Source organism: Corallococcus sp. CA047B, from assembly GCF_003612065.1.
GTDB lineage: Bacteria > Myxococcota > Myxococcia > Myxococcales > Myxococcaceae > Corallococcus > Corallococcus praedator.
In genome coordinates this window covers 41,345-65,623 of sequence record NZ_RAWD01000003.1, presented here as the reverse complement: position 1 = coordinate 65,623, position 24,279 = coordinate 41,345, and the positions used below count along the sequence as shown (strand labels likewise).

General features: G+C 69.5%; 19 protein-coding genes. 14 read left to right on the top strand and 5 right to left on the bottom strand.

Going from position 1 to position 24,279, the window contains the following annotated elements; all coding sequences use genetic code 11:
* Window positions 1-10 precede the first annotated feature (10 nt).
* Entirely contained in the window at window positions 11-478 is a 468-nt protein-coding gene (locus tag D7X74_RS01140) for an FBP domain-containing protein (RefSeq protein WP_120531027.1), read from the bottom strand.
* Between the two features lie 195 nt (window positions 479-673).
* On the opposite strand from D7X74_RS01140, the gene D7X74_RS01135 reads away from it, so the two are divergent.
* The 8 genes from D7X74_RS01135 (at window position 674) to D7X74_RS01100 (ending at window position 14,845) form a co-directional block, all read left to right on the top strand.
* Window positions 674-1,636 (top strand): hypothetical protein, encoded by a 963-nt coding sequence (locus D7X74_RS01135; protein WP_120531026.1) that lies wholly within the window; start codon window positions 674-676, stop codon window positions 1,634-1,636.
* Between the two features lie 59 nt (window positions 1,637-1,695).
* Window positions 1,696-2,607 carry a LysR family transcriptional regulator gene (locus D7X74_RS01130; protein WP_120531062.1) on the top strand — a complete coding sequence of 304 codons (912 nt, stop codon included), beginning with the start codon at window positions 1,696-1,698 and terminating at the stop codon, window positions 2,605-2,607.
* A gap of 122 nt (window positions 2,608-2,729) precedes the next feature.
* The gene (gene trxA / locus D7X74_RS01125; protein ID WP_120531025.1) at window positions 2,730-3,056 is read left to right on the top strand and encodes a thioredoxin; all 327 of its coding nucleotides are present in this window, start codon (window positions 2,730-2,732) and stop codon (window positions 3,054-3,056) included.
* Window positions 3,057-3,139: 83 nt separating this feature from the next.
* Complete coding sequence (locus D7X74_RS01120) at window positions 3,140-4,114, top strand: hypothetical protein (RefSeq protein WP_120531024.1); 975 nt, start codon at window positions 3,140-3,142, stop codon at window positions 4,112-4,114.
* An 84-nt stretch (window positions 4,115-4,198) separates the two neighbouring features.
* Window positions 4,199-9,277: a non-ribosomal peptide synthetase gene (locus D7X74_RS01115; RefSeq protein WP_158622152.1), complete on the top strand. Its 5,079-nt coding sequence runs from the start codon at window positions 4,199-4,201 to the stop codon at window positions 9,275-9,277.
* 8 nt (window positions 9,278-9,285) lie between these two features.
* Window positions 9,286-12,330 (top strand): type I polyketide synthase, encoded by a 3,045-nt coding sequence (locus D7X74_RS01110; RefSeq protein ID WP_233601919.1) that lies wholly within the window; start codon window positions 9,286-9,288, stop codon window positions 12,328-12,330.
* Window positions 12,331-12,332: 2 nt separating this feature from the next.
* Window positions 12,333-13,106, top strand: a complete 774-nt coding sequence (locus tag D7X74_RS01105) for a thioesterase II family protein (RefSeq protein ID WP_158622151.1) — start codon at window positions 12,333-12,335, stop codon at window positions 13,104-13,106.
* Entirely contained in the window at window positions 13,103-14,845 is a 1,743-nt protein-coding gene (locus D7X74_RS01100; protein WP_120531020.1) for an acyl-CoA dehydrogenase family protein, read from the top strand. Before D7X74_RS01105 ends, D7X74_RS01100 begins: the two co-directional genes overlap by 4 nt.
* Window positions 14,846-14,854: 9 nt before the next feature.
* On the opposite strand, the gene D7X74_RS01095 is transcribed toward D7X74_RS01100, so the two are convergent.
* Window positions 14,855-16,174: an amidohydrolase family protein gene (locus D7X74_RS01095; RefSeq protein ID WP_120531019.1), complete on the bottom strand. Its 1,320-nt coding sequence runs from the start codon at window positions 16,172-16,174 to the stop codon at window positions 14,855-14,857.
* Between the two features lie 128 nt (window positions 16,175-16,302).
* Here D7X74_RS01095 and D7X74_RS01090 point away from each other — a divergent pair, with 128 nt between their 5' ends.
* Genes D7X74_RS01090 through D7X74_RS01075 form a run of 4 tightly spaced genes read left to right on the top strand, consistent with a single transcriptional unit; the run spans window position 16,303 to window position 19,740 of the window.
* Window positions 16,303-17,211, top strand: coding sequence for an AHH domain-containing protein (locus tag D7X74_RS01090; protein ID WP_120531018.1), 909 nt, complete (start codon window positions 16,303-16,305; stop codon window positions 17,209-17,211).
* Window positions 17,212-17,231: 20 nt separating this feature from the next.
* Entirely contained in the window at window positions 17,232-17,819 is a 588-nt protein-coding gene (locus tag D7X74_RS01085) for an imm11 family protein (RefSeq protein ID WP_199741738.1), read from the top strand.
* Window positions 17,820-17,836: 17 nt separating this feature from the next.
* The gene (locus D7X74_RS01080) at window positions 17,837-18,637 is read left to right on the top strand and encodes an Imm49 family immunity protein (RefSeq protein WP_120531017.1); all 801 of its coding nucleotides are present in this window, start codon (window positions 17,837-17,839) and stop codon (window positions 18,635-18,637) included.
* On the top strand, window positions 18,634-19,740 hold the full coding sequence (locus D7X74_RS01075) for a hypothetical protein (RefSeq protein WP_120531016.1): 1,107 nt from the start codon (window positions 18,634-18,636) through the stop codon (window positions 19,738-19,740). Before D7X74_RS01080 ends, D7X74_RS01075 begins: the two co-directional genes overlap by 4 nt.
* A 32-nt stretch (window positions 19,741-19,772) precedes the next feature.
* On the opposite strand, the gene D7X74_RS01070 is transcribed toward D7X74_RS01075, so the two are convergent.
* On the bottom strand, window positions 19,773-20,192 hold the full coding sequence (locus D7X74_RS01070; protein WP_120531015.1) for an STAS/SEC14 domain-containing protein: 420 nt from the start codon (window positions 20,190-20,192) through the stop codon (window positions 19,773-19,775).
* 260 nt (window positions 20,193-20,452) lie between these two features.
* On the opposite strand from D7X74_RS01070, the gene D7X74_RS01065 reads away from it, so the two are divergent.
* On the top strand, window positions 20,453-21,004 hold the full coding sequence (locus tag D7X74_RS01065) for a glutathione peroxidase (RefSeq protein ID WP_120531014.1): 552 nt from the start codon (window positions 20,453-20,455) through the stop codon (window positions 21,002-21,004).
* Window positions 21,005-21,016: 12 nt separating this feature from the next.
* Here D7X74_RS01065 and D7X74_RS01060 read toward each other — a convergent pair whose 3' ends face one another.
* A complete protein-coding gene (locus D7X74_RS01060; protein ID WP_120531013.1) occupies window positions 21,017-22,150 on the bottom strand; it encodes a hypothetical protein in 1,134 nt (377 codons plus the stop codon).
* A gap of 107 nt (window positions 22,151-22,257) precedes the next feature.
* On the bottom strand, window positions 22,258-23,157 hold the full coding sequence (locus D7X74_RS01055; RefSeq protein ID WP_120531012.1) for a hypothetical protein: 900 nt from the start codon (window positions 23,155-23,157) through the stop codon (window positions 22,258-22,260).
* Between the two features lie 165 nt (window positions 23,158-23,322).
* Here D7X74_RS01055 and D7X74_RS01050 point away from each other — a divergent pair, with 165 nt between their 5' ends.
* Complete coding sequence (locus D7X74_RS01050; protein ID WP_120531011.1) at window positions 23,323-24,279, top strand: alpha/beta fold hydrolase; 957 nt, start codon at window positions 23,323-23,325, stop codon at window positions 24,277-24,279.

Genomic DNA, 24,279 nt, shown 5'->3' with positions numbered 1-24,279 from the left:
GCCCGCATCCTCACGCATCCGCGTCGAAGTCGATTCCCAGTGCCTCGCTCGCGAAGCGAGACATGCGTTCAATCAGCTTCCGGTTGTCATCCAGGACGCTCCGGCCGGCGAGGTTCGTCATGGACTCCAGCCGTTCGGTGCAGCGCAGGTCCATGCAGAGGTTCACGCCCACCCGGCGCTTCGAATCGACATCCGTGGTGAGCAGGCCAATCTCCGCGGTGGAGGTCCGGCACCAGTCACACACCTGGGGCACCTGGGACTTGTCCCCCTGCTGGTCGCGGCGGAAGGCGATGCCGGTGGGCCGTTTGCCGCCGGGCGCGGTGAACACCAGGAAGACGCGCACCCCGTAGGGATCCACCCACGCGAAGTAGTCCCGGACGAAGAGGGGGAAGCCAGTGCCCCTGGGCGGCTCGACGTACTTGCGATCCCGTGAACGGAACGCTCGCAGAAACTCTTTCTCGGTCTCGATGCGGAACATAAAGGTCTGCCCAGACTACAGCGCCTCAAGAGCCTCTTGAAGCGCGAGAGTGCCCGGGCGGGTTCCAGGCAGCCTCCCCATCAGGTCTGTTGCCCCTGACGGTTCTTCATACCGCTGGCGGCGGTGCCATCGCGACCCATGCGAGCGTGGTGGAGGGAGCGGATAGGCTTTGCCGACAGCCCGGGAGCGACAGCCATGGTCAACCAGCAAGTCTTCATCAAGTTGCATGGAGGGTGGATCACCACTGCGTCCAAGATGCGGTGCGACGGTGGCGCCCAGAGCGTCAAGTGGAACAACACGCTTCACCACGGCGAGCAGAACGCGACGCTGCACCACATGATCCCCTGGGAGGCGCTGGGGCGGGTGCTGGCGATCGGGGTCAACAGCGTGAGCACCGGCGGTTCGGATGACGTCCTGACGGAGATCCTGAACGTCAGCCAGAAGCCGGCGCTGCGAGCCAACCTCGTGCGCCTCAAGGGGGCGCTGACGGGGCTTGCCGCCGCGCCGGCGGGCTCCGCGCCGAACAAGGCCAAGAAGATCACGGTCTCCGTGAGCGACGGGTTCGAGTCCTCGAACGACGCCATCGCCCCGGCCTCCGGCGCGGAGGACGTGGTCAACCTGGTGCACCACTGGTGCTGGATGCCGGGCAACCTGTTCACCGGCTCCTCCAACCGCGGCGACGACCCCGGCTACTGGGGCTTCGACTTCCCGCCAGCCGACGCCTATCGCATGGACCAGCGGCGGGTCGTCGGCCTGTTCGAGGGAAACGGCCTCTCGGACGCCGACGTGGTGAGCAAGGCCGATTTCACCCTTCGCTATCAGGCGCTCTATGCCTTCTGGCGGCTCATCAACACCTCCACCGACGACGAGCTGAAGGGCAGCCAACGCGGCGCGCTGCTCGGCGCGTTGAGGGGGCTCGCCGCCTACGAGCTGTGGCGGCCGCTCCGGCTGATCGTGGCCAAGAGCGCGCAGTTCCAGTTCCGCAATGGGAGTCCGTTCAAGCTCAGGCCGGCCGCCATCGACGCCGACATGAAGGAGGAGCAGAAGGTCCACCGCGCCATCCAGGCGGTGAAGAACAACCACGCCCAGTGGTCGAAGACGAACCGCAACAACCCCTATGTGAAGGCCGCCACCAAGGACGTGTCCGTGGAGGAGTAGGCCCGCGGGGCCGCACGGCGCCCTCGCGCGCACCCTGCCCCGGGGCATAGGCTTTGCCCGTGGCCGCGAGTCCCCCCCTGCTGGATGACATGCTCCTCTTCACGGAGGTGGTGACGACGGGCGGCATCACGTCCGCGGCGGAGCGCCTGGGCCTGCGCAAGTCGACGGTGAGCCGCCGGCTGGCCGCCATGGAGGAGCGCCTGGGCCTCCGGCTGCTCGAGCGCAACACGCGGCGGCTGCGGCTCACCGAGGCGGGCCGTGAGTACCACACGCACTGCGCGCGGCTCGTCGCCGAGGCCCGTGAGGTGAACGCCGCCCTGAGCCAGTCACGCGGCACGCCCCAGGGCACGCTGCGCATCGCGACCCTGTCCCTGCTGGGCGAGCTGCTCACGCCCGTCATCGCCGAGCTCCTCCTGCGCCAGCCCCGGCTGCGCGTGGAGGTGTCGCTGGCGCAGACGCACGTGGACCTCGTCGCGGAGGAGTACGACCTGGCGCTGCGCACCGGGCCGCTCGCGGACTCCTCGCTGGTGGCACGCAAGCTGGGGCGGGTGCGCACGGGCTGCTACGCGAGCCCCGCCTATCTCAGCCGCCACGGCACGCCGCAGTCGCCCGAAGCGCTGCGCGCGCACGAATGCGTCCTCCTTGCCGAGCCCGGCACCGACGAGGTGTGGTTCTTCGGCGAGGGCCGCAGCGCACGCACGGTACCGGTGACAGGTCGCCTGCGCGTGCCGAGCGTGCGCGCGGGCCAGGCGGCGGCGCGCGCGGGGCTGGGCGTCGTGCGACTGCCGGCCTCGCTCGTGGCGGACGACGTGCGCGCGGGACTGCTCGTCCCCGTGCTCGTGTCCGACACGCCCCCGGGCCTCCCCATCTTCGCCGTCTACCCGAGCAGCAAACAGCTTCCCTTCAAGGTGCGCGCCTTCCTGGACCTGCTGTCCGAGCGCGGCGCGGTCCTCCCGTGGGAGGAGGGCTAGAGGGCTCCTGGCGGAACAATGCGTTTCGCGCGGGCCACTCGTCCCCGTGGGTGCCCGCGATTACATCCTGCCCTGAGCCGAGGCGCGGGCCCGTGAGCGCGCCCTTCACTGGAGGATGGAACATGGCTGGGAACGTCATCGAGCTGGGAGACGCGGAGTTCAAGCGCGAGGTGCTGGAGTCGTCGGAGCCGGTGCTGGTGGACTTCACGGCCACGTGGTGCCCGCCGTGCCGCGTCATCGCGCCGGTCATCGAGTCGCTGGCGTCCGAGTACAAGGGCCGGATGAAGATGGCCAAGCTCAACGTCGATGATCACCCGGTGACGCCGGAGCAGTACGGCATCCGCGCCATGCCCACGCTGCTGTTCTTCAAGGACGGCAAGGTGGTGAAACAGATTGTCGGCGCGGTCGCGAAGGCGAAGCTCGACGAGGCCGTGCGTCAGGTCCTCTGAGGGCCCTCCTGACTCAACCCTTCTGGTTCTTGCCCGTCCGGAGGTACGGTGTCCTACTGCGCCGCGCGATAGGAGCTCGCACCATGGCGATGCTGGACGTCCATTACACCTGGATTGGCCCCCCCACCCTCGACGCCCGCGACACCGGCGGCCCCAAGGCCCTGATGAGGGCTCGCAGCGACGCCCAGGGCTCCGGCTTCGTCATCACCTTCTGGTGCCTCGATGCGCATGTGTGGACCTACCGCAACCACTTCAAGGGCTCGAACTTCCAGGTCCTCAACGGCGAGAAGCTCCGGGTGCGCGGCATCGAGTCCTACCTGAAGAACAGCGTCGGCGAGCATCGCGGCTCCCGGAGCGCGCCGTTGATGGCGGGCATCAACTGGGTGTGGTCCAGCTTCAGTTGGGACATCGACATGGTGGTCAAACACATCATGGAGACCTCCATCGGAGCGCGCGCGAACTCGCCCACGCGGATCCGGGAGATCGTCAATGCCAAGAATGTGTGGTCGCTGTACGTGCTGTACAAGCTGGGCGGCTACGCGATGGATACCGGCGTCGGTCCGGGCATCGACGGCTCGGTGAGCCTGCGCTCCTATCCGACCTTCAAGGCGCCCGCGGCTGGACCGGGGCCCATCATCGATGCGGTGATGGTCGCGCACGCGAGGGCCCCTCACAAATATCTCAGCGACCGCTGCTCGACCATGACCACGGGGGTGGCGGCCCACTTCGATGTCCACCGCGATCAGGAAGCGCCCCACGTGGATGTCTGGACCCTGTACAGCCCGGAGGGAAATCCCAGGGTGAAGCGGGCGCTCGAGTGGTACAGCCGGTTCTGGTACGTCCTGGAGACGATCAGGACGACCCAGTCCGTGGACCTCTACAAGGACCGGTGTCGCTTCGGCATCATCTCCGCTGTCATGACCGGCGCCTCGCACCATGATGATGGGCGCTGCCGCGATACGGACAGGGCGTGCCTGTGGCCCGCCGCGCTCGAAGGCGTCAACGCCGGCATCCCGGAGCTGAGGCTCAAGAAGACGTATTACGGCTCGCACCGCTGATACATCGGACCGCGCGGCCGGGGGGACTTGGGCTTCCTGACGGCGGCTGCTAAAGCCTCCGGGATGGCGCCGGCCGGAGGATTCTTGCTGCCCCCCCTCGTCCACCCGCTCGTCGAGCGACGCGCGACCGAACTTCCCTCCCATGTCGCGGTGAAACATGGGGGCGAGTCCCTCACCTACGCCGCGCTCAATCAGCAGGCGAACAGACTGGCGCATGCGCTGCTCGCCAGGGGGGCCGGTCCTGACTCCGTCATCGGCATCTGCCTGCCACGAAGCGCGCGGCTCGTGGTGTCCATCCTGGCGGTGCTCAAGACGGGGGCCGCGTGGCTCCCGCTGGACCCTTCCACCCCACCCGAGCGCCTGCGCCACATGGCGGCGTCCGCCGGGGCGATGGCTGTCATTGGAGAAGGACCGGCCGTGGAGCGGCTCGCGGGGGCAGGGCTCCAGGTCCTCGCGCCCTCGGGACGCGAACTCGCGTCGTTCCCGGAGGTGAACCCTGATGCCCACGTTCTGCCGGACCACCTCGCGTATGTCATCCACACCTCGGGCTCCACCGGGCTGCCCAAGGGGGTGATGATCAGCCACCGCGCCCTGTCCGCGTTCACCGCGCAGCACCGCGACACATGCGCGTTGTCACCAGCGGATCGCGTCGGGGTGATGGCCTCGCTGGGCTTCGACGCGTTCGTCATGTCCATCCTGCCCTCGCTGGCCTCGGGCGCGCGGCTGGAGCTGCCGGAGGACGAGGACACCCGTCTGTCCCCCCGGAAGTCGCAGGAGTGGCTGCTGGACCGGGGCATCACCTGCGTCTTCCTCCCCACCCCGCTCGCCGAGCGCGTGCTCCCGCTGCCCTGGCCCCGGACGTGTGCCCTGCGCCTGCTGCTCACCGGAGGCGACCGGCTGCACCTGCGGCCCAGGCCCGGACTGCCCTTCCAGCTCGTGAACGGCTACGGCCCCGCCGAGTGCACCATCTACTGCACCTCGGACGTCGTCCCGCCCGGAGGCGAGTCGCGCGAGGAACGCCTGCCGTCCATTGGCCGTCCCATCGACGACGCGGAGCTCCACCTGCTCGACCCGGAGCTGCGGCCCGTGGACGACGGAGAGACAGGCGAACTCTTCATCGGAGGGCCGGGCCTGGCACGCGGGTACGTGGGCGCTCCGGCCTCCACCGCCGAGCGCTTCATCCCCCACCCCTTCTCTTCCACCGGTGGCGAGCGTCTGTATCGCACGGGGGACCTGGGTCGCAGGTCACCAGATGGCTCGCTGGAGTTCCTGGGCCGCATCGACTCACAGGTGAAGGTCCGAGGCATTCGTGTGGAACCCGCGGAGATCACCGCCGCGCTCCTGACCCATCCGCACGTGGGCTCCGCGCACGTGATGGCGCGGAGCACCGGGGCGCCTGAGGGAGACGTCTCCTTCGTGGCGTGGTTCACGCCTCGCGACGCACGGGCCGTCCCCGGAACGGAGCAGCTGCGCGAACACCTCCGCGCCTGGCTTCCCGAGGCCATGATGCCCCGGACGTTCGTGGTGGTGGACGCGCTTCCGCTCGGCCCCACCGGCAAGGTGGACCTCCAGGCGCTCCCCATTCCGGCCCTCCACGCGCCCCGGAGCCGTGCGTATGTCGCGCCCCGCACGGAGCTGGAGCACGGGCTCGCGCGGGTGTGGCAGGAGGAGCTGCGGCAGGAGCAGGTCGGCATCCATGACGACTTCTTCGAGCTGGGCGGCCACTCCCTGCTTGCCACGCGGATCACCTCGCGGATGGAAGACACGCTGGGCATCGCCGTGTCACTGACCCAGCTCTTTTCCCACCCGAGCATCGCCCTGCTCGCGGCGCTGCTGGAGTCGCGAAGGGCCGCTCCCGCGAAGGACGTGCTGCCTCCGGTCCTCCGCGCCGCCGACTCGCCGCTCGCGCCGCTCTCCGTGCAGCAGGAGCAGGTCTGGTTCCTCCAGAAGCTGTCCCCCGACAGCATCTCCTACCAGGCGCAGACGACGCTCCGCGTGCTGGGCGGGTTGGACCTGGCGGTGCTCGAACGCGCCCTGACGGAGATCACCCGTCGCCACGAACTGCTGCGCACGACCTACGAGGAGGTCGATGGACGGCCGTGGCAGCGCGTCCAGCCGGTGACCTCGGTCCGTGTTCCGCTGCTGGACCTGAGCGCGCTGCCCGAGGACGCACGGGAGCTGCGGCGGGAGGAAGCCATCCGCGAGGAGCTGCGGCGGCCCATCTCCCTCTTCGCGCCGCCGCTCGTCCGCTGGAGCGCCCTCCGCCTGGCTCCGGAGGAATACGAGCTCGTCCTCGTCGAGCATCACGTCGTCCACGACGGGGTGTCCTTCTCCGTGCTGATGCGGGAGCTGGATGCGCTCTACAACGCCTACCTGCGGGGCGAAGCCTCGCCACTGCCGGAGCTGCCGGTGCAGTACCGCGACTTCGCCGTCTGGCAGCGCGCTGCGCTCGAAGCCCCGGCCATGAAGGCCCAGCTCGCCTGGTGGCGCGAGCGACTGGCCGGAGCCCCCGAGGTGCTGCCACTGCGCACCGACCGCCCGCGACCGCGCGTGCAGGGCTTCAACGGCGACCTGCTCCGTCTGGAGTTGCCGCCGGCCCTGCCCGGCGCCCTGCGTGCCTTCTGCCAGCGAGAGGGCGTCACCCTCTTCCATGCCCTCTTCACCGCCTTCGCGACGCTGCTGCATCGCTACACCGGGGAGCGGGACCTGTGCATCGGCTCGGCGTTCGCCGCCAGGGCCGGCATCCGCAACGTCGAGAACCTCATCGGCATGTTCGTCAATGCCGTCGTCCTGCGATGTGACGTCTCCGGTGCGCTGTCATTCCGGGAGCTGGTCCGCCAGGTGAAGGACGTCACCTCCGCGGCGGCGGAACACCAGACCCATCCCTTCCTCAAGTTGATTGAAGCCCTGGGCGTGAAGCGCGACCCCAGTCGCAATCCGCTCGTCCAGGCCATGTTCAGCTTTCACGACTCGGCCGTGCCCAGTCCCAGGCTCGGCGATGCCGCCTGCACCATCTTCGAGCGAGGCAACGGCTCCTCGAAGGTGGACCTGGACGTCGTCGCCATTCCGCATGCGGGACGGCACCTGGGGGACGCCTCGCGCGGGGATGACCGCATCTCCCTCATCTGGGAATACAACCGCGACCTCTTCGACCGCTCGACGATGGAGCGGATGTCCGCCCACTTCCTGCGGCTGCTCGAGGTCGCGGTGCGAAGTCCCGACGCCCCCGTGTCGCGCCTTCCGATGCTCACGGACGCGGAACGACAAGCCCTCCTGGTGGAGCGGAACCCCTCCGGGGCGCCCACGCCCGAGCCCCCGGTGCACCTCCAGGTCCTGGAGCAGGCCCGGAGGACGCCCGGCGCGGTGGCTGTGCGCGACGAGGCTGGAACCCTCACCTACGCGGAGCTGATCCGTCGCGCGATGCTGCTGGCCGAACACCTGCGCCGGCCGGGCACGGACGCGGATCCGCTCATCGGCGTCTGCGCGCCCCGGGGCGCCGACCTGGTGACGGCCGAGCTGGGCGTGTTGCTCGCCGGCGCGGCCTTCCTGCCCCTGGATCCGGAGCACCCCGCCGAGCGGCTCGCGCTCCTCCTCGCCGATGGTGGCGTGCGACAGGTGGTGACCACCGGAGCGCTCCGCGAGCGGCTCCCCGCCACGCTGGAGCGGGTGTGCGTCGAGGACTTCCGTGCCCCTGGCACACCGCGCGGCCACCTCTCCGTCGATGCGCGGCCTGAAGCGCTGGCCTACGTCATGTACACCTCCGGATCCACCGGCACGCCCAAGGGGGTGATGGTGGAGCACGGCTCGCTGTCCAACCTCGTCGGGTGGCACCGGCGCGCTTTCGGCCTGGACGCGAACAGCCGCACCACGCTCCTCTACTCACCCGCCTTCGACCCCTCCGCCGCGGAGCTCTGGCCAGCGCTGACGGTCGGCGCGACGCTGCACGTCCCCGGACAGGACGTGCGCCTGTCCCCGGAGCGACTCCAGGCGTGGCTCCTGTCCGAGCACATCACCTTCACGGACCTGCCCACCGCGCTCGCGGAGCGGCTGTTGGCCCTTCCCTGGCCACACGCGTGCGAGCTGCGCACGGTGCTCGCGGGCGGAGACCGGCTCCTCTCGCGCCCGGCGCCCGGGCTGCCCTGGCGGTTGTTCAACCAATACGGCCCCACGGAGACGACCGTGACGGCCACCTCCGGCGAGGTTCTTCCCTCCGGCCCGGATGAGGCCCTGCCCGCCATCGGCCAGCCCATCGACGGGGCCACAGCGTATGTGTTGGATGCGGAGCTGCAACCCGTTCCCCTCGGGGCACCAGGAGCGCTGTACGTCGGCGGCGTCGGGGTGGCTCGGGGCTACCTGAACCGCCCGGACCTCACGGCCTGGAGCTTCATCCCCGACTCCTTCTCATCGCGCCCGGGTGCGCGCCTGTACCGCACGGGGGACACCGTCCGCATCCGGCCCGACGGCGCGCTCGAGTTCCTGGGCCGCATGGACGCGCAGCTCAAGCTTCGCGGTTTCCGCGTGGAACCGGCGGAGATCTCCGCGCGACTGCGCACGGGGCCTGGAATCGCCGAGGCCCACATCCGAGCCTGGAGCGCTCCGGGCGGAGAGACGCGGCTGGTCGGCTATCTCGTCCCGAAGGCAGGGCACGCCATGCCTTCCCCGGCGCGGCTGCGCGAGCACCTTGCCCGCGAGCTGCCGGCCTACATGATCCCCTCCGCCTACGTGGAGCTGGGGGCGCTGCCGCTCACCCACGGCGGCAAGGTGGATGAGCGTGCCCTGCCGCCGCCCACCGTGACGCAAGCACCCCAGGCGCCACCCGCGAACGCGCTGGAGCGCCAGCTGGCCGGGTTCTGGTGCGAGACGCTGCGCCTGGAGCGGGTGGGCGTGGAGGACAACTTCTTCGACCTGGGCGGACACTCGCTGCTGCTGGGACAGGTGCAATATCTATTGAAGAGCCGCCTGGGACACGACGTGCCCATGGTGCGGCTGTTCGAATTCCCCACCATCCGGACACTCGCTGGGCACCTCCAGGGCCAGGGGGATGGTGGAGAGGCCGCCGCCGCACAAGAGCAGCGCCAGGAACAACGCCAGAGCGGACGCGCGCGGCTGCTGGGCCGACGGGGACGGCTCGCGTCGGACAGCACGCGGGAGGACGGGGAATGAGTGCGCCCGTGAATCAGGAACTGGAAGAGGAGGACCGCGCCGCGCACATCGCGGTGGTGGGGCTGGCATGCCGGTTCCCCGGTGCCGCCAACGCCGAGGCGTTCTGGTCCAACCTGGCCAGCGGCGTCGAGTCCATCACCTTCTTCGGCCCGGACGGGAGCCCCCGCGAACAGCCGCCCGGGGAGGCCTCCGTGGGCGACGAGGTGCCTGCGTTCGGACTGGTGGCGGACGCGGACAGGTTCGATGCGGCGGCGTTTGGCTGCTCGCCCCTGGAAGCCCTCATGCTGGATCCACAGCAGCGGGTGTTCCTGGAATGCGCGCGCGAGGCCTTGGAGGACGCCGGGTATGATCCAGCGCGCTACCGCGGCGCCATCGGCATCTATGCGGGAGGCAGTGAGACGTCCTATCTGTCCGCGCTCCGCGCCCGGAGGGAGCTGCTCGCGGGTGCCAGTGATTGGCAGCTCCGGCTGGCGACGGGCATGGATTTCCTCACCAGCCGGGTGGCCTACAAGCTCGGACTGCGAGGCCCCGCCGTCACCGTGCAGACGGCCTGCTCCACGTCCCTGGTCGCCATCCATCTGGCCGCGCAGGCGCTGCTCGCGGGGGATTGCGACATCGCCCTGGCCGGAGGCGCGTCGGTGCATGCGCCGCCGCGGTTCGGCCACTACAGCGAGGGCGGGCCGCTGTCTCCGGATGGCCGCTGCCGTGCCTTCGACGTGCGTGCACAAGGCACGGTGGGCAGCAACGGCGCAGGGCTGGTGGTGCTCAAGCGGCTGGCGGATGCGCTGGCGGATGGGGACACGGTTCGCGCCGTCCTCCGGGGCTCCGCCATCAACAACGACGCGGCCGGGAAGATTGGCTTCACCGCGCCGAGCGTGGACGGACAGGCCAGCGTCATCGAGACCGCGCTGCGCGCCGCCGGGGTGGAGTCCGACAGCATCACCTCCATCGAGGCCCACGGCACCGGCACGCGGCTGGGAGATCCCATCGAGGTCGCCGCGCTGACGAAGGCCTTCGACACCCGCCAACGACAGTTCTGCTGGATTGGCTCGGTGAAGACAAACATCGGCCACACGGACGCGGCGGCGGGCGTGGCGGGTTTCATCAAGACGGTGCTCGCGCTGGAACATCGGAAGCTGCCCCCCAGCCTGAACTTCGAACAGCCCAACCCGGAGATCGACTTCGAACACAGCCCCTTCCGGGTGAACACGCAGCTGCGCGACTGGGACACCGGCGGCCTTCCACGGCGGGCCGGCGTCAGCTCGCTGGGCATCGGCGGGACCAATGCCCACGTCGTGCTGGAGGAGGCGCCCGCGTCGCCCGCGCCGGAACGCACCCGCATCCCACAGCTGCTCGTGCTGTCGGCCCACGGGCCCGCCGCGCTGGCCCGGGCCGTGGACCGGCTGGGTGGCCACCTGCGCGCGCACCCGGAAGTCCCACTGGGCGACGTGGCCTGGACGCTCCAGGTGGGGCGCACCGCGCACGCGCACCGTGCCTTCGTCGTGGGCCAGGACACCGCCGACGTCCTCCGTGCGCTGGCGGAGCAGCAGGGCCCTGTGAGCGACGCGCGGCCGGAGCCCGGACAACGCCCGGTGGTGTTCATGTTCCCCGGCCACGGCGGCCAGCACGTGGGCATGGGCCGGGAGCTGTACGCCACGCAGCCCGCGTTTCGCGAGGCCGTGGACGCGTGCCGCGCGCACCTCACCCCGGTCCTGGGATTCGACCTGGGGACGGTGCTCCATCCGGAGCCCGCGGACGCCGCCGCGCTCGAACAGGCCACCGCCCGGATGGGCGAGTTCGTCACCGGCCAGCTCTGTGTCTTCGTCATCGAATACGCGGTGGCGCGGCTGTGGAAGCGCTGGGGCGTGAAGCCCGCGGCGGTGGTGGGTCACAGCCTGGGGGCCTATGCCGCGGCCACGGTGGCCGGGGTGTTCTCCCTGGCGGATGCCCTGCGACTGGTCCTGGAGCGCTCGCGCATCCTCGCGAGCCTGCCCGCGGGCGCCATGCTCGCTGTGCCCCTGCCCGAGTCCGAGCTGCGCCCCCTGCTCCAGGCCGGGCTGTCGCTGGCGGCGGTGAACGGGCCTGCGCAGTGCGCGGTGTCCGGCCCGGTGGCGGACATCGAAACCCTCCAGGCACGGCTGACCGCGAGCGGCGTGGAGTCGCGCCTGCTGCGCATTCCAGGCGCCGGGCACTCGCACCTCGTCGAGCCGTCACTGGCCGCGTTCACCGACTGCGTCCAGCGCGTCGAGCGGCATCCGCCCGAGCTGCCGTGGATCTCCGACCTCACCGGCGCCGTGGTCACCGAGGAGCAGGCGGTGGATCCGGCGTACTGGGCCGCGCACCTGCGTCACACCGTCCGCTTTGGTGACGCGTTGGGCACGCTGCTCGCGGGCCCGGCCAGCATCTTCCTGGAGGTGGGCCCTGGACGGACGCTGGCGACGCTGGCGCGCCAGCACCCCGAAGCAGGCACGCACCTGGCGGTGGCCACCCTGCCCCACCCTTCGGACAACACCTCCGACCTGGTGAGCGCGCTCACCGCGGCCGGGCGCCTGTGGGCCTCGGGAGTGCCGCTCTCCTGGCAGGGATTGCACGCGGGCGCGCGACGCCAGCGGGTGCCCCTGCCCACGTATCCGTTCGAGCGACAGCGCTACCTGGTCGAGGCGCCCGACACGACCGCGCCCATGACGAGACAGGCTGAAGCCGAGGAGAGTCCGCCCGGGCACATCCCATCCACCTCTTCTGTCATTGGGAATGAGCCGTCCGAAGCTGGAGACGATGTAACGGTGCGACGCATCGCCACCGCGTTCGCGGAGGTCTTGGGGTTGCCCCGGGTCGGCCTCCACGACAACTTCTTCGAGCTGGGAGGCGACTCGCTGATGGCGGCGCAGCTCATCGCTCGGCTGCGCCCGCATGTCTCCACGCCCCTGCGGGTGAAGGCCATCTTCCGCACCCCCACCGTGGCCCGGCTGGCCCGCTTCCTGGAACAGGCCGCCGCCGAGTCCGCCGAAGCGGCGTCCGCAATCAGCCCGCCCGCAGGTCCCTCCTCGGAATGACGATGCCCCCGCCTTCTCCCTGGCTTGCCTGCCGGCTGCGACGACCCGAGGCCGCCGTGCGTCTCTTCTGCTTCCCCCACAGCGGAGGATCCGCGGGCGAGTACGTGCGCTGGGCGGACCTGCTCCCGGACATCGAGGTATGGGGCGTGCAGCTTCCCGGCCGTGGCGCGCGGGCGGAAGAAGCGCCGTTCACCCGGATCCACGAGTTGGTGGACGCCCTGGTGGCCACGGTGGATTTCGGGACGTCCTTCGCCTTCTTCGGACACAGCCTGGGAGCGCTCGTCGCCTTCGAGACGGCCCGCCGCCTGCGCGACCTGGGACGGGCACCGCCAGACCGGCTCTTCCTCTCCGCGGCCCCCGCCCCGCAGCTTCCTCCGCGAGGCATCCCCGCGAGCCACCTGGACGAGGCCGGCCTGCTCACCGCGCTGGAGCCCACCTACGGCGAGCTGATCCTGGAGCTGCGGGAAGACGCCGAGCTGCGCGAGCTCCTCCTGCCGGGCCTGCGCGCGGACCTGTCACTCGTGGAGTCCTACCGGCACGAAGCCCGCGCCCCCCTGCACTGCGCGATGACCGTCACGGGCGGCGAGCAGGACGACCTGTCGCGCGAGGAATTGGAGCCGTGGCGCGAGCACACCACCGGGCCGTGCGACCTCCACCTGCTCCCCGGCGGCCACTTCTATCTGCGGGAGCAGAAGGCCACGCTCCTGCGCCTCGTGGGTGAGGCTTTGCGGCAGGGCCGTCCCCCCACTGTCTCCAGCAAGGACCTGAAGCCATGAGCCAGCCTCTGCATCCCGCCACCCGCGCCCGCGAGGGCTTCCTGGGCCAGCTCTTCGCGGGGACGCTCCGCTGGGACCTCATCCGCCAGTTCCCCGAACAGGATCCGGAGGAGCGCCAGCAGGGGGACGCGGTCATCGCGGAGGTCGAGCAGTTCCTGACGGAACACGTGGACCCGGATGAGGTGGAGCGCACGGGGAGGATCGCCCCGGAGCTGCGCGAGGCCCTGCGCGCGCGGGGCTACTACAAGCTGCCAGTGGAGCGGGAGCTGGGTGGCCGGGGGCTCTCCATGCTGAACACCTTCCGCGTCATCGAAGCGGTAATGAGCCGGTGTCTCCCGGTGGGCTACACGCTGGCCATCCACAGCGGACTGGGCGCGGGCGCCATCGTCGAGGCGGTCCAGGCCGGTCCGCTGAAGGACTACGTCCGCGCCCGCATGGCCGAGGGCGCCATCTCCGGCTGGGCCGACACCGAGCCCACCGGAGCCTCCGCGCGGCGTGCCTCCACCACCGCCACGCCCACGGAAGATGGGACGGCCTATGTCCTGAACGGAGAGAAGGTCTTCATCGGGAACGGCTCCATCGCGGACGTGCTGAACGTCACCGCCACGCTCTGCGAAGGCGGCAGGGAGCAGATCAGCCTCTTCGTCGTGGAGACGACCAGCCCCGGCTTCCACGTCCGGGCCGAGCACGGGCTGATGGGCCTGCGAGGGCTGCCCATCTCCGCGCTGGGCTTCGACAACGTGCGGGTGCCGAAGGAGCGGATGCTGGCGATGTCCCAGGAGCACTGGCGCAACACACCGTTGCTGGAGCCCCTCAGCGCCCTGGGCCGCATGTACATCATCGTGGCGGCGTCGCTCGCGCTCTCGAAGAACTGCCTCCAGTGGTCGCGCGAGTTCCTCCACCGGCGCCTCGCCCAGGGACGCGCCCTGGGCGAGTTCGATGAAATCCAGCGACAGGTCTCCACCACCGCGGCGGAGGTCTTCGCCCTGGAGAGCGTGGCCCGCTGGAGCCTCACGGGCGTGACGGCGGAGAACCTGCCCGTCCGCTGGTTCGAGCAGGTGGCGGCCAAGAACATCGCCTCCCTGGCCTGCGCGCGCATCGTGGACCGGACCGTGTCGCTCCTCGCCGCCGAGGGCTATGAGACAGCGGAGAGCAAGGCCGCACGGGGCGCGGTGCCGTCGCCAGTGGAGCGAGCCCTGCGTGACGCCCGGGCCTTCCGCGTCGCGGGCGGCGTGGACTTCCTCGTGGACCACAAGGCCGCGCGCGAAGGGCTCCTGTCCCTCTACTACCCGACCCCCGCGCATGCCGAGGCGCTCGAAGCACCTCCCGCACCGCTCCCGGTGGAGGAGCACCTGTCCGCCCGCAACCGCGAGCACCTCCAGTTCACGGCCCGGGAGGTCCACCGGCTTGCCCGAAGGTGTCTGGAATTGACGCGTCGCCATCCGGACGCGGGGGTGCTCCACGCGCGGCAGCGGACGCTCGTCCTGCTGAACCAGCTCTGCAACGAGCTGTTCACGATGTCCGTCACGCTGGCCCACGCCTCGGCGCTGGCCTCACGGGGACAGCCGCACGCCGACGCGCTGGCGGACATCTTCTGCACCGCCGCGCGCTACCGCCTGGAGGACCTCTGGCGGCAGAGCGACGCCGAAGCTGAACCGGACTTCGCGACGGTGAGCGCCCGCTGGCTGTCCGGAAGCGAGCTCGACTTCCTGCTGTGTGACGTGCTGCTCCGTCCGTGAGCCAGACGTTCAGCGCGGAGCGGGGGTGGAGGGCACCGCGTCGTTGCGGTGGATGACGCCCTCCTTCATCACGAAGAAGACCTTCTCGGTGGCGCGGATGTCCTGGAGGGGGTTGCCGGGAACGGCGACGACATCCGCCAGCTTCCCCGGCTCCAGCGTCCCCAGCCGATCCGACACCCCGAGCAGCTCCGCCGCGTGCACCGTGGCGGTGCGCAGCGCTTCCGCGGGCGTCATGCCGAACGACACCAGCGCCGCGAACTCCTCCGCGTTGCGCCCGTGGGCGAACACGCCCGCGTCCGTGCCGAAGGCGATGCGCACCCCGATGGCAATCGCCTTGCGCAACACCTGTTCGCGCCGCACGGCCACCGTCTGGAGCTTGACGACGGTCGCCGGCGGCAGCTTGCCCTGGGCCGCCAGCTCCTGGATGCCATTGAAGGCGAACGCCGTGGGCACGTACCAGGTGCCCTTGCGCTTCATCAGGTCCAGGGCCTCGTCGTCCATCAGGGTGCCGTGCTCGATGGAGTCCACGCCCGCGCGGATGGCGCGCTTCGCCCCTTCCGCGCCATGGGCATGCGCGGCCACCTTGCGTCGGCGCGAGTGGGCCTCGTCCACCACCGCGTCCAGCTCCGCCTGGGTGAACTGAGGGGCGTCGGCATCCGCGTTGAGGCTCATCACGCCCCCCGTGGCGCACACCTTGATGAGGTCCGCGCCGTACTTGAAGTTCTCGCGCACGCGGGCGCGCAGCGCGTCCGGACCATCCGCCACGCCGGGGCTGGAGTCCGCGGCCAGCAGTCCCTTGCGCCACGAGTTGCCGTAGTCACAGTGCCCGCCGGTGGAGCTCACGCTGGACGTCGCCGCGAGGATGCGCGGCCCCACCACGGTGCCGCGAGCGATGGAGTTGCGCAGGCCCACGTCGATGAAGTGCTCCGCGCCCAGGTTGCGCACCGTGGTGAAACCCGCCATCAGCGTCGTGCGGGCCCAGGGCAACGCGTCCAGCGTGAGCTCGGGGATGGTGCGCTGGAAGCTGTCGATGACGTCCTTGCGCCAGTCGGGCCCGGGCGACACGGTCAGGTGGGTGTGCGCGTCCATGAAGCCCGGCAACAGCGTGGCGTCTCCCAGCTCCACCACCGTCGCGCCTTCTGGCACAGGAGCCTTGGGCCCCACGCCCACCACCTTTCCTTCCGCCACCACCACCACGCCCGGGGTGATGACCTTCCCCGTCTTCGCGTCGAAGAGGCGCGCGGCCTTGAGGACCTGGGCGCGAGGGGGCTCGGCGGCGAGGGCGGACAGCGACAGCAGGAGGGAACCGAGGAGAAGGACGGGTCGCATGTTGATTCATTGCCGACAGGTCTCCCCCTTGAGTCAAGCCCCCATGCGGCCCCTGCGCACTGGGCGGACAGGTTCACCACCCACACCCAGAGTGTTAGGGTCCGGGCCGTGCCCTGCCAGGAGGCTTCATGGGAGACGACGGACATCTCGCGGACGTTGAGCTTGAGGACCTGCACAAGCAGCATCGGCAGAAGAGCACGACCGAAGGCGGCGCGTGCCTGACGGGGCACGAAGCCACGTTCCGGAAGAAGAAGAACAAGGTCACCTGCAACTACCGCTATCAGGCGTACGAGCAGGCAGGGTCGGAGTCGAAGATCAAGGGCAGACTCCATGACTACGCCAGCCGCACGACCCCGGTGGAGACCTCCATCTACAGGACGAATGCTGACGGGTGGGCGCCCGCGTACTACGCCCTTGAACTGCCGACGCCCGCACCGGGCGATTGGGACGTGGGCGGGCCTTTGAAGCCTGTCATGCGGAAGAGCATCCATGGGAAGACGATCACGATTCCTGCTGGGATGAACTTCTCGCAGGATACCTGGCCCTATTGGAACAACGCCCACCACCTCATCCCGAAGGGCCTCTTCAACACGCTCATCTCCGAGCAACCCGACAATGTCCCGAACGTGATGCGCAAGTCGTTGATGATGGTGAAGTACAACATCAACCACAAGATCAACATGTTCATGCTTCCGCAGGACAAGGAGGTCGCGCGAATCCTCGGCCTGGCGCGACATATCCAGCTAAAAGAGGGAGATGGCGCCCCGGAAATCTGCACCGACCATCCCATCTACAACCGCCTTGTCGAGGACACCCTGACCGGCATCGTCAAGGACTACAAGGCGATCTGTGATGGCGCGAAGCCTGAAGGACACAAGATTCCGGACGCGGATCTGGACAAGACGAAACTCGAAGATCTCTCCGAACACCTGATGAACCAGATCATCGAATGGGGCCAGATTGAACCCGGCGCGTCGCTCGACAAGCACGCGAACAGGCTGCAATCCCAGGTCAAGACAGCGTCTGACGCATTCTAGAAAATCCCCAAGGAGTGGATGTGAAACACTATTTGTTCAAGACGCTCGCACAGACCCGGCCGGAGTTCTGCGTCCTCCGCAAGTTCCCCGAGGGAATGGGCGTCAAGAGCTGGAAGCTGGGCGATGGCGTCGAACTCCAGGCGGGCGAGTATCCCCAGGACGCGAAGATCTTCATGTCGGACGAAGAGCCTGGCATCGAGATCCCGGACCTCGTCCCCAACACCGTACGCCTGCTCATCGTCAGCAAGCGTTTGAAGGACGGGATGGAAGAGGTCAACCGGGGGCCCGTGCAATACCTGCCGCTCTCCATCTACAATCACAAGAAGCGACTGGCCTCCGACGACTACTTCATCGTCAACCCCCTTGGGACGGTGGACGTCCTCGACACCTCCGCCTCCGAAATCAAATACCATGAAGGAAAGGTCGTGCGGGTCATCAAGCACGTCCTGGATGCGAAGAAGATCGTCCAGGCACCGGACCTCTTCCGCCTCAAGGAGGAGCCGGACTCCTATGTCGTGAGCGAGCGCGTCCTGGATGCGTGGCGGAAGATCGCCCCGAAGCCCACGAACATCACGTTCTTCGTCCTGGACGTCCCCCCCGCCACCTGACCTCCCGAGGCGGATCCATGACACGCACGTTCGTGCCGCTTGCTGGGAAGAATGCCGCGGTGACCCTCGAGGAACTGCTCCCGCAGGTCCTCTCCGAGCCACCGCGGCAGCAGCACTACTTGAGGGTTTCGACGCTGTACCGGCGAATCGCCATCGCGGGACTGCTGGGCACGGCGGATCCGAGCACCTTCTTCCCGAACCTCTTCAAGAGCGGACGCGCGTTCCTGCACTTCCTCCAGAGCGCACCCGACTCGGAGAAGCTGACCTCCAGGTCCGAGCCCTTCTTCGATGCGATCGCCTGTCGCGATGACGTCGGCGCGGCGGAGCTGGCGAAGCACTCGCGAAGGACGCTCGCGACGGGCAAGGAGTACGAGGAGGACTTCTTCTACGTCCGCTTCCTCATGGACCGGTTCTTCATGGAAGCCTCCGAGGGTTCGGCCCGGCAGTGGTTGGACGCGTGGGCCGCGCTGTCTCCGGATGACTTCCGTCTCGCGGTCTGCACCGCGCTGGACCGTCGCGACCCACGCGCATTCGAGAGCGCCCTCGCGACCGCCATCGCGGAACTCCAGACGCGCACCGAAGCCCTCCGTGCCCGGGACGCATTGAGCGCCGACGACGCCGCGACGTTCGCGCACGTGTCCACGGAGGTCCTTGCCTGGCTGGAGCTCGCGGAGCGCGTGGGGCTCCCCGTGGAGCGCGACCCTCCGCTGGCGCCCGGCCTCGCCAGGCAGTTCCGGGGGGCGCGACTCCCCTCCCCCGACGCCTGGAAGACCGTCGAGTCAGCGCGGGCCTTCGAGAAGCCACCGGTGCGTCCATGAGGGAGGTCATCTCCTCCCTCGGGCTGGTGACCGCCGTCGGGCATGACGTCATCTCCGCCGCGGCGGCGCTGCGCGCGGGCATCGTCCGGGTCCGGCCCATCGCGGGGCCCACCGTCTACGACGACGGAGGTGAGGCTCCGCTCATGGGCTCACCGGTGTGGCCCCTGACCGAGGGGTTCATCCAGACCGCCGCATGGCTCCGGCTCGCCCAGGTCGCCGTGGAGGACGTCATCCGGTCTGGCCAGCTCCCACCGGCCGAAGACGCGTTCTGGGGCGAGACAGGCCTTGTGTGGGCCCTTCCGGAACTGGGGGAGCGGCGCTTCGGGTGGCCCCGGCCTGAGACGGCCACGGCGCTCCAGCGCTCGTGCGGGGACCTGCTTCGCAAGCTCACGGGGCTGCCGCGAGGCGCGGTGGCCGACGAGTTCATCCTGGGGGGACACGCGGCCACGGCGCTGGGACTCCAGCGCGCGTCACAGCTCCTGTCAGAGCGACGGTGCGCCCGCGTGCTGCTCATCGCGGTGGACTCCTGGCTCGACGCCATCAGCCTCCAATGGCTCGCGGATGACCGCCGGCTGCACTCGGAGGAACTTCCAACGGGGCTCCGGCCGGGTGAGGCCGCCGCGTGTCTCCTGGTGGAGGAGGAGACGGCTGCCCAGCGCAGGAGTGCGACCGTGGTGGCACGGCTCGCGGGAGTGGACGTGGCACGCCCCTCCACGGAAATCGATCCGGAAGATGCGACGCGTTGGCGGACGGGAGCGGTGCCGGAGATGGCGGGCCACCTCGACGCCACGGTCCGCTCCGCCGTGGGGCGCCTGAAGGCAGGTGCGACGTTCTCTGGCGACCTGGTGGTCGACCTGAACGGCGAGACGTGGCGGGCCAGCGCTTGGGGACACGCGCGAGTGCGACTTGCCCCGGTCCTGGAATCGATTCGCGAGGTGATTCCAGCGACGTCGCTCGGGGATGTGGGGGCCGCGAGCGGAGCGCTGGGTGTCTGCATCGCGGCGAGGTCGTGGGCGCGGGGCTACGCACTGACGGAGCGCGCCCTGGTCTGCAGCACCTCCGACAGTGGAGTCGTGGGCACGATTGCATTGAGCGCGCCGTAGCCCGGGCCAATGCAGCAGAAACCCTCCGCCGCTCACCCCGTGCGCTGCTTCCCGCTCCGAGCGCGGTGCGCGGCCACCCAGGCGCGCCCCGCCTCCACGCTGTCCAGGAACACGGTGTCGAAGCCCGCCTCCTTCCCGGCGAAGAGCATGCCCACCGACAGCGCCTTGGTGATGATGCGCTGGCCCATGTCCGCGCCCACGTAGACGATGGCGCGCGTCCACTCGGCGCGGACCGTGCTGGACAGGTACTTCCGGGGCTCCGCCGGCAGACTCGAGTGGCTGACGTCCGCGATGACGTAGAACGGCCCTCCCGCGAACACCTCCTGGTAGACGCCCACCATCCAGCGGGCCTCCTCCAAGGTCACCTGCCCGCTGAACGTCGCCACCAGCAGGTCCGGTGGCTCGAAGCGCATGCGCTGCGTCCCTGACATCCACTCGCGTGCCTGGCTCATGTGGTGCTCCCCCGCCGTGGGTGCGACTCCACGGCCTGGCCCTCACGATAGACCGCTTCCCGCCCGGCCCTGGCTCTTCCCGCCCCTCCTTTTCGCAACACGACACTGTGCCGCGCGGCGGTTGGCCGCACACCTCCTCACGTCCATCCCTGGAGGGATGACGCAGGCCGCGAGCCCCGGGCTCGCGACGCGATCTCCATGGGCGCCCACGACCCGGAGGCGCTAGGGTTGCGCCCCCTCTTTCACAAGCGAGCGAACGCATGGCCCAGGCCCTCTACGACATCCCCCTCACCGCCATCGACGGCACCGCACGCAACCTCGGCCAGTTCAAGGGCAAGGTCCTGCTGGTGGTGAATGTCGCCTCCAAGTGCGGGCTCACCCCGCAGTACGAAGGCCTGGAGAAGCTCTACGAGCAGAAGCACGCCCAGGGCCTGGAGGTGCTCGGCTTCCCCGCCAACGACTTCGCCGGACAGGAGCCGGGCACCGAGAAGGAGATCCAGGAGTTCTGCACCCTGAAGTACGACGTGAAGTTCCCGCTGTTCTCGAAGATCGCCGTGGTCGGCGAGAAGAAGCACCCGCTCTACCACGAGCTTACCCGCGCCCTCCCCGACGCCACCGGAGAAGGCCCCATGCGCGAGAAGCTCAAGGGCTACGGCATCCAAGCCAACCCGAAGCCGGAAGTGCAGTGGAACTTCGAGAAGTTCCTCATCGGCCGGGATGGTCGCGTCGCGGCCCGCTTCGCCCCGGACGTGACGGCGGAGGATCCGCGCCTCGTCCAGGCCATCGACGCGGCGCTGGCGCAGCAGGCCTGACGCGAAGGGGGCTCAGGGCGCGGGGATGAACCGCAGCTCCCCGGGACGCAGGGCGCCCCCCAGGTGCTTCAACCAACCCTCATACTCGGGGTCATAGGAAGCGCGTCGGAGGTAGACGTCTCCGAACGCACCGGAGGTGGGCGACGCGCGCAGCCACAGATCCAACGCGCCGTCGTCCGCCATCCGCGCCACGCCGACAGCGCCCGGTGGCGGCGTCCCCGGCAGCGGAGGCAGGGGTTCGACCCCGTCCTCGGGTGAGGCCTGGAGGTTCTGGATCTTCTCCCGCACCGAACCCAGCAGCCACGCGTCCATGTCCGGCAGCGCGCGCAGCCGCGGCTCCTGTGCATCCAGCCGTCCGCTCAGCACGGGAAGCACCTGGGTGCGGAGGGTCTCCACGGCTCGCGCGTCCCAGCCGAGGTAGCGGGTGCTGCTCTGGAGCGCCAGTCGCAGCCGGCCCAGGTCCTCCATGGACGCAAGGGCCTGGGGCCGGGCCAGCCAGGTTTCATAGAACGCGCGGAGGAACCACTCCTGGTCGTGCCGGATCACCGGCACCGCCTTGCTCCACTCGAATGCGGGAGCGAGTCCAACCTCTCCCAGCTTCCAGGTCTGGAAGCCCATCTGCTCATCGAAGAACTTCGAGAACTCCGCCCAGCGGGCTTCGACCCCGGGCTGGGATTCAATGAAGTCGCGGCAGCGGCGCATGTCCTCCGCCGAGGCGCGCGGATCCCGCGCCACCAGGTCGCACACCTTGTGCCTCGCCCCACCGTCGACCTCGGCGCGGAGCGCGGCCAGCGCCGCCCGTGCCTCCTGCTCGCGGTGGCGTGACGTCGACCCCTCGCCGCCCATGACCGCCAGGAAGGCCGCGCCCGCGCACACCACGAGCGCCACCAGGGGCAGCCCCAGGCCCAGCGGCACCGCCTCCCAGGGACGGTCCGACAGGAAGCGCCGCCAGCCGACCCAGAGCGTGACGAAGGTGGGGAGGACCGCCAGGGCGAAGGCCAGCAGGTTCAACGCCTGATGGAGCGGCGTGGCGTTGTGGCGGTACGCCTCGCTGCTGAAGGCCAGGGTGAAGAAGGCGCCAATCACCAGTGCCACGCCCAGGGCCAGCTCCCCCAGCAGACACACTCCCGCGAAGACAGCGCCCATCGGATGTTCCCCTCAACCCACGGACCAGGGCCCCATGCTCCCGGTCGCGTCGCCCCCGAACCTAACCGAAGCGGGGGACACGCTCCTCCGTCCGGACCGGCACCTTGTCAGCGGCGGCGGCGCGGCGCGGGCTTGGGGGGACGGAGGTCCTCCTTGCTCTTCGGCAGCTTCGGCCCCGAGGCGAGGTCGAACTCGTAGGTGGCACCGAGCAGGAGGCGGAACTGGTAGATTTCACTCAGGCCCTCGGTGACGGCGATGCCCGCGACGGCCTCCAGCACCAGACCGGGGAACGCCTCGTGGCGGACCACGGGAAGGATCTCCACCTGGGTGGCATTGTCCCGCCAGACCGGGGTGATGACGTCCTCGAAGTAGAGGCGGCCCACCACCTCCAGCCCGAGCATCGTGAACTTGTCGAGGTTGTAGGTGGCCGCCAGCGCGAGCTGGACCGCGTCCGGGACATCGAATTCGGGCAGGCTGCCCCGGTCTCGCGTGCCCTGGTGCAGGTAGCTGCCGTTGAGCATGAAGCGCAGGTCCTTGCTCGCGCGCAGCTCTCCGATGAGGGTGCCCTCCCAGTCCCAGGTGCCGTCGGAGAGACTCGGGAGGATGCCGTCCTCGTCGCTCGGACCCGTGGGCAGCGTGACGCGCCCGTAGGCCGCCAGCGCTGCCGTGCTGGACTCCAGGAACGTCCACTGGAGCCCGAGGGGAATGTCACCGAAGGCGAGCTTGAAGTCGTCGTCCCCGGGAAGTCCCAGCGCCAGCAGCTCCACGTAGAGGTTGGCCTCCAGGTTGTCGACGATGCCGAAGCGCAGGCTGGGCGATATCTGCTGGTAGGGCTGTGACTCGTCGAGATCCAGGGCGAAGAAGCCCTGATAGCGCAGGCCCAGCTCCAGGTTGCCGCTCTTCGTGGTGGACGCGGTGCGCGTCACCATGGCGCGGTAGGGCCGCGCCCACGCACTGGACACGAAGAGGAGGCTGGCGAGGACGACAAGCGGCAGGCGGGCGTTCATGGGGCAGGAAGCTAGTCGACGCACCCGTGACGGCGCACGCACGTCCGCTCAGGGTGTGGAAGTGCGCTGCCACCGCGAAGACGATCTTCTAGGGGTCGGCACGATTGCCGCGACATCGTGGCGAATCAGAGCGACACCTGGGGCTCCAGGAAGGGAGCGAACACCATGGCTGGAATCAAGCACCGCACCGTCGAGACAAACGGCATCCACCTGCACCTGGCCGAGGCGGGCGAAGGCCCCCTCGTCCTGCTCCTCCACGGCTGGCCGGAGTCCTGGTACTCGTGGCGCCACCAGTTGCTGGCGCTCGCCGCCGCTGGCTACCACGCCGTCGCGCCCGACGTTCGCGGCTACGGACAGAGCGACAAGCCTCGGGAGATCGAGGCGTACAGCATGAAGCACCTGATGGCGGACTTCGTCGGCCTGCTCGACGCGCTGGGGGAGAAGACGGCGGTCGTGGTCGGCCACGACTGGGGTTCGGCGATGGCGTGGAACCTCGCCGCGCTCCACCCCGACCGCTTCCACGCGGTGGTCGGCATGAGCGTCCCGCACATGGGCCGCACGCCGCTGCCGCCCACGCAGCTCTTCAAGAAGGTGTTCGGAGAGAAGTGGTTCTACATCCTGTACTTCCAGCAGCCCGGGGTCGCCGAGGCGGAGTTCGAGGCGGACATTCCGCGAGCGGTGCGCATGATCCTCGCCGGTGTTCCCGGCTTTGATCCGCAGTCCCCCATCGTCCAGGCCCGGAAGAAGGACGACGGGTTCCTCACGGGGGTGGCCGCGCCCGAAACCCTGCCGGACTGGCTCACGGAGGAGGACATCGCGTACTTCGCGAAGGAGCTGGCCGGCAGCGGCTTCCGAGGAGGGCTCAATCGCTACCGCAACATGGATCGCGACTGGGAGGAGCTGCCCCAGCTTGCCACGGCGAAGATTGAACAGCCCGCCCTGTTCATCATCGGGGAAAAGGATCCGGGACGCGCCTTCGCCCCCGTCGAGGCCATGAAGGCGCTGGTTCCGAACCTCCGGGAGCCGCTCGTCCTCCCCGACGCCGGCCATTGGATCCAGCAGGAACGTGCCCCGGACGTGAGCGCCGCGCTGATTGGCTTCCTGAAGTCCCTGCCCGCCTGA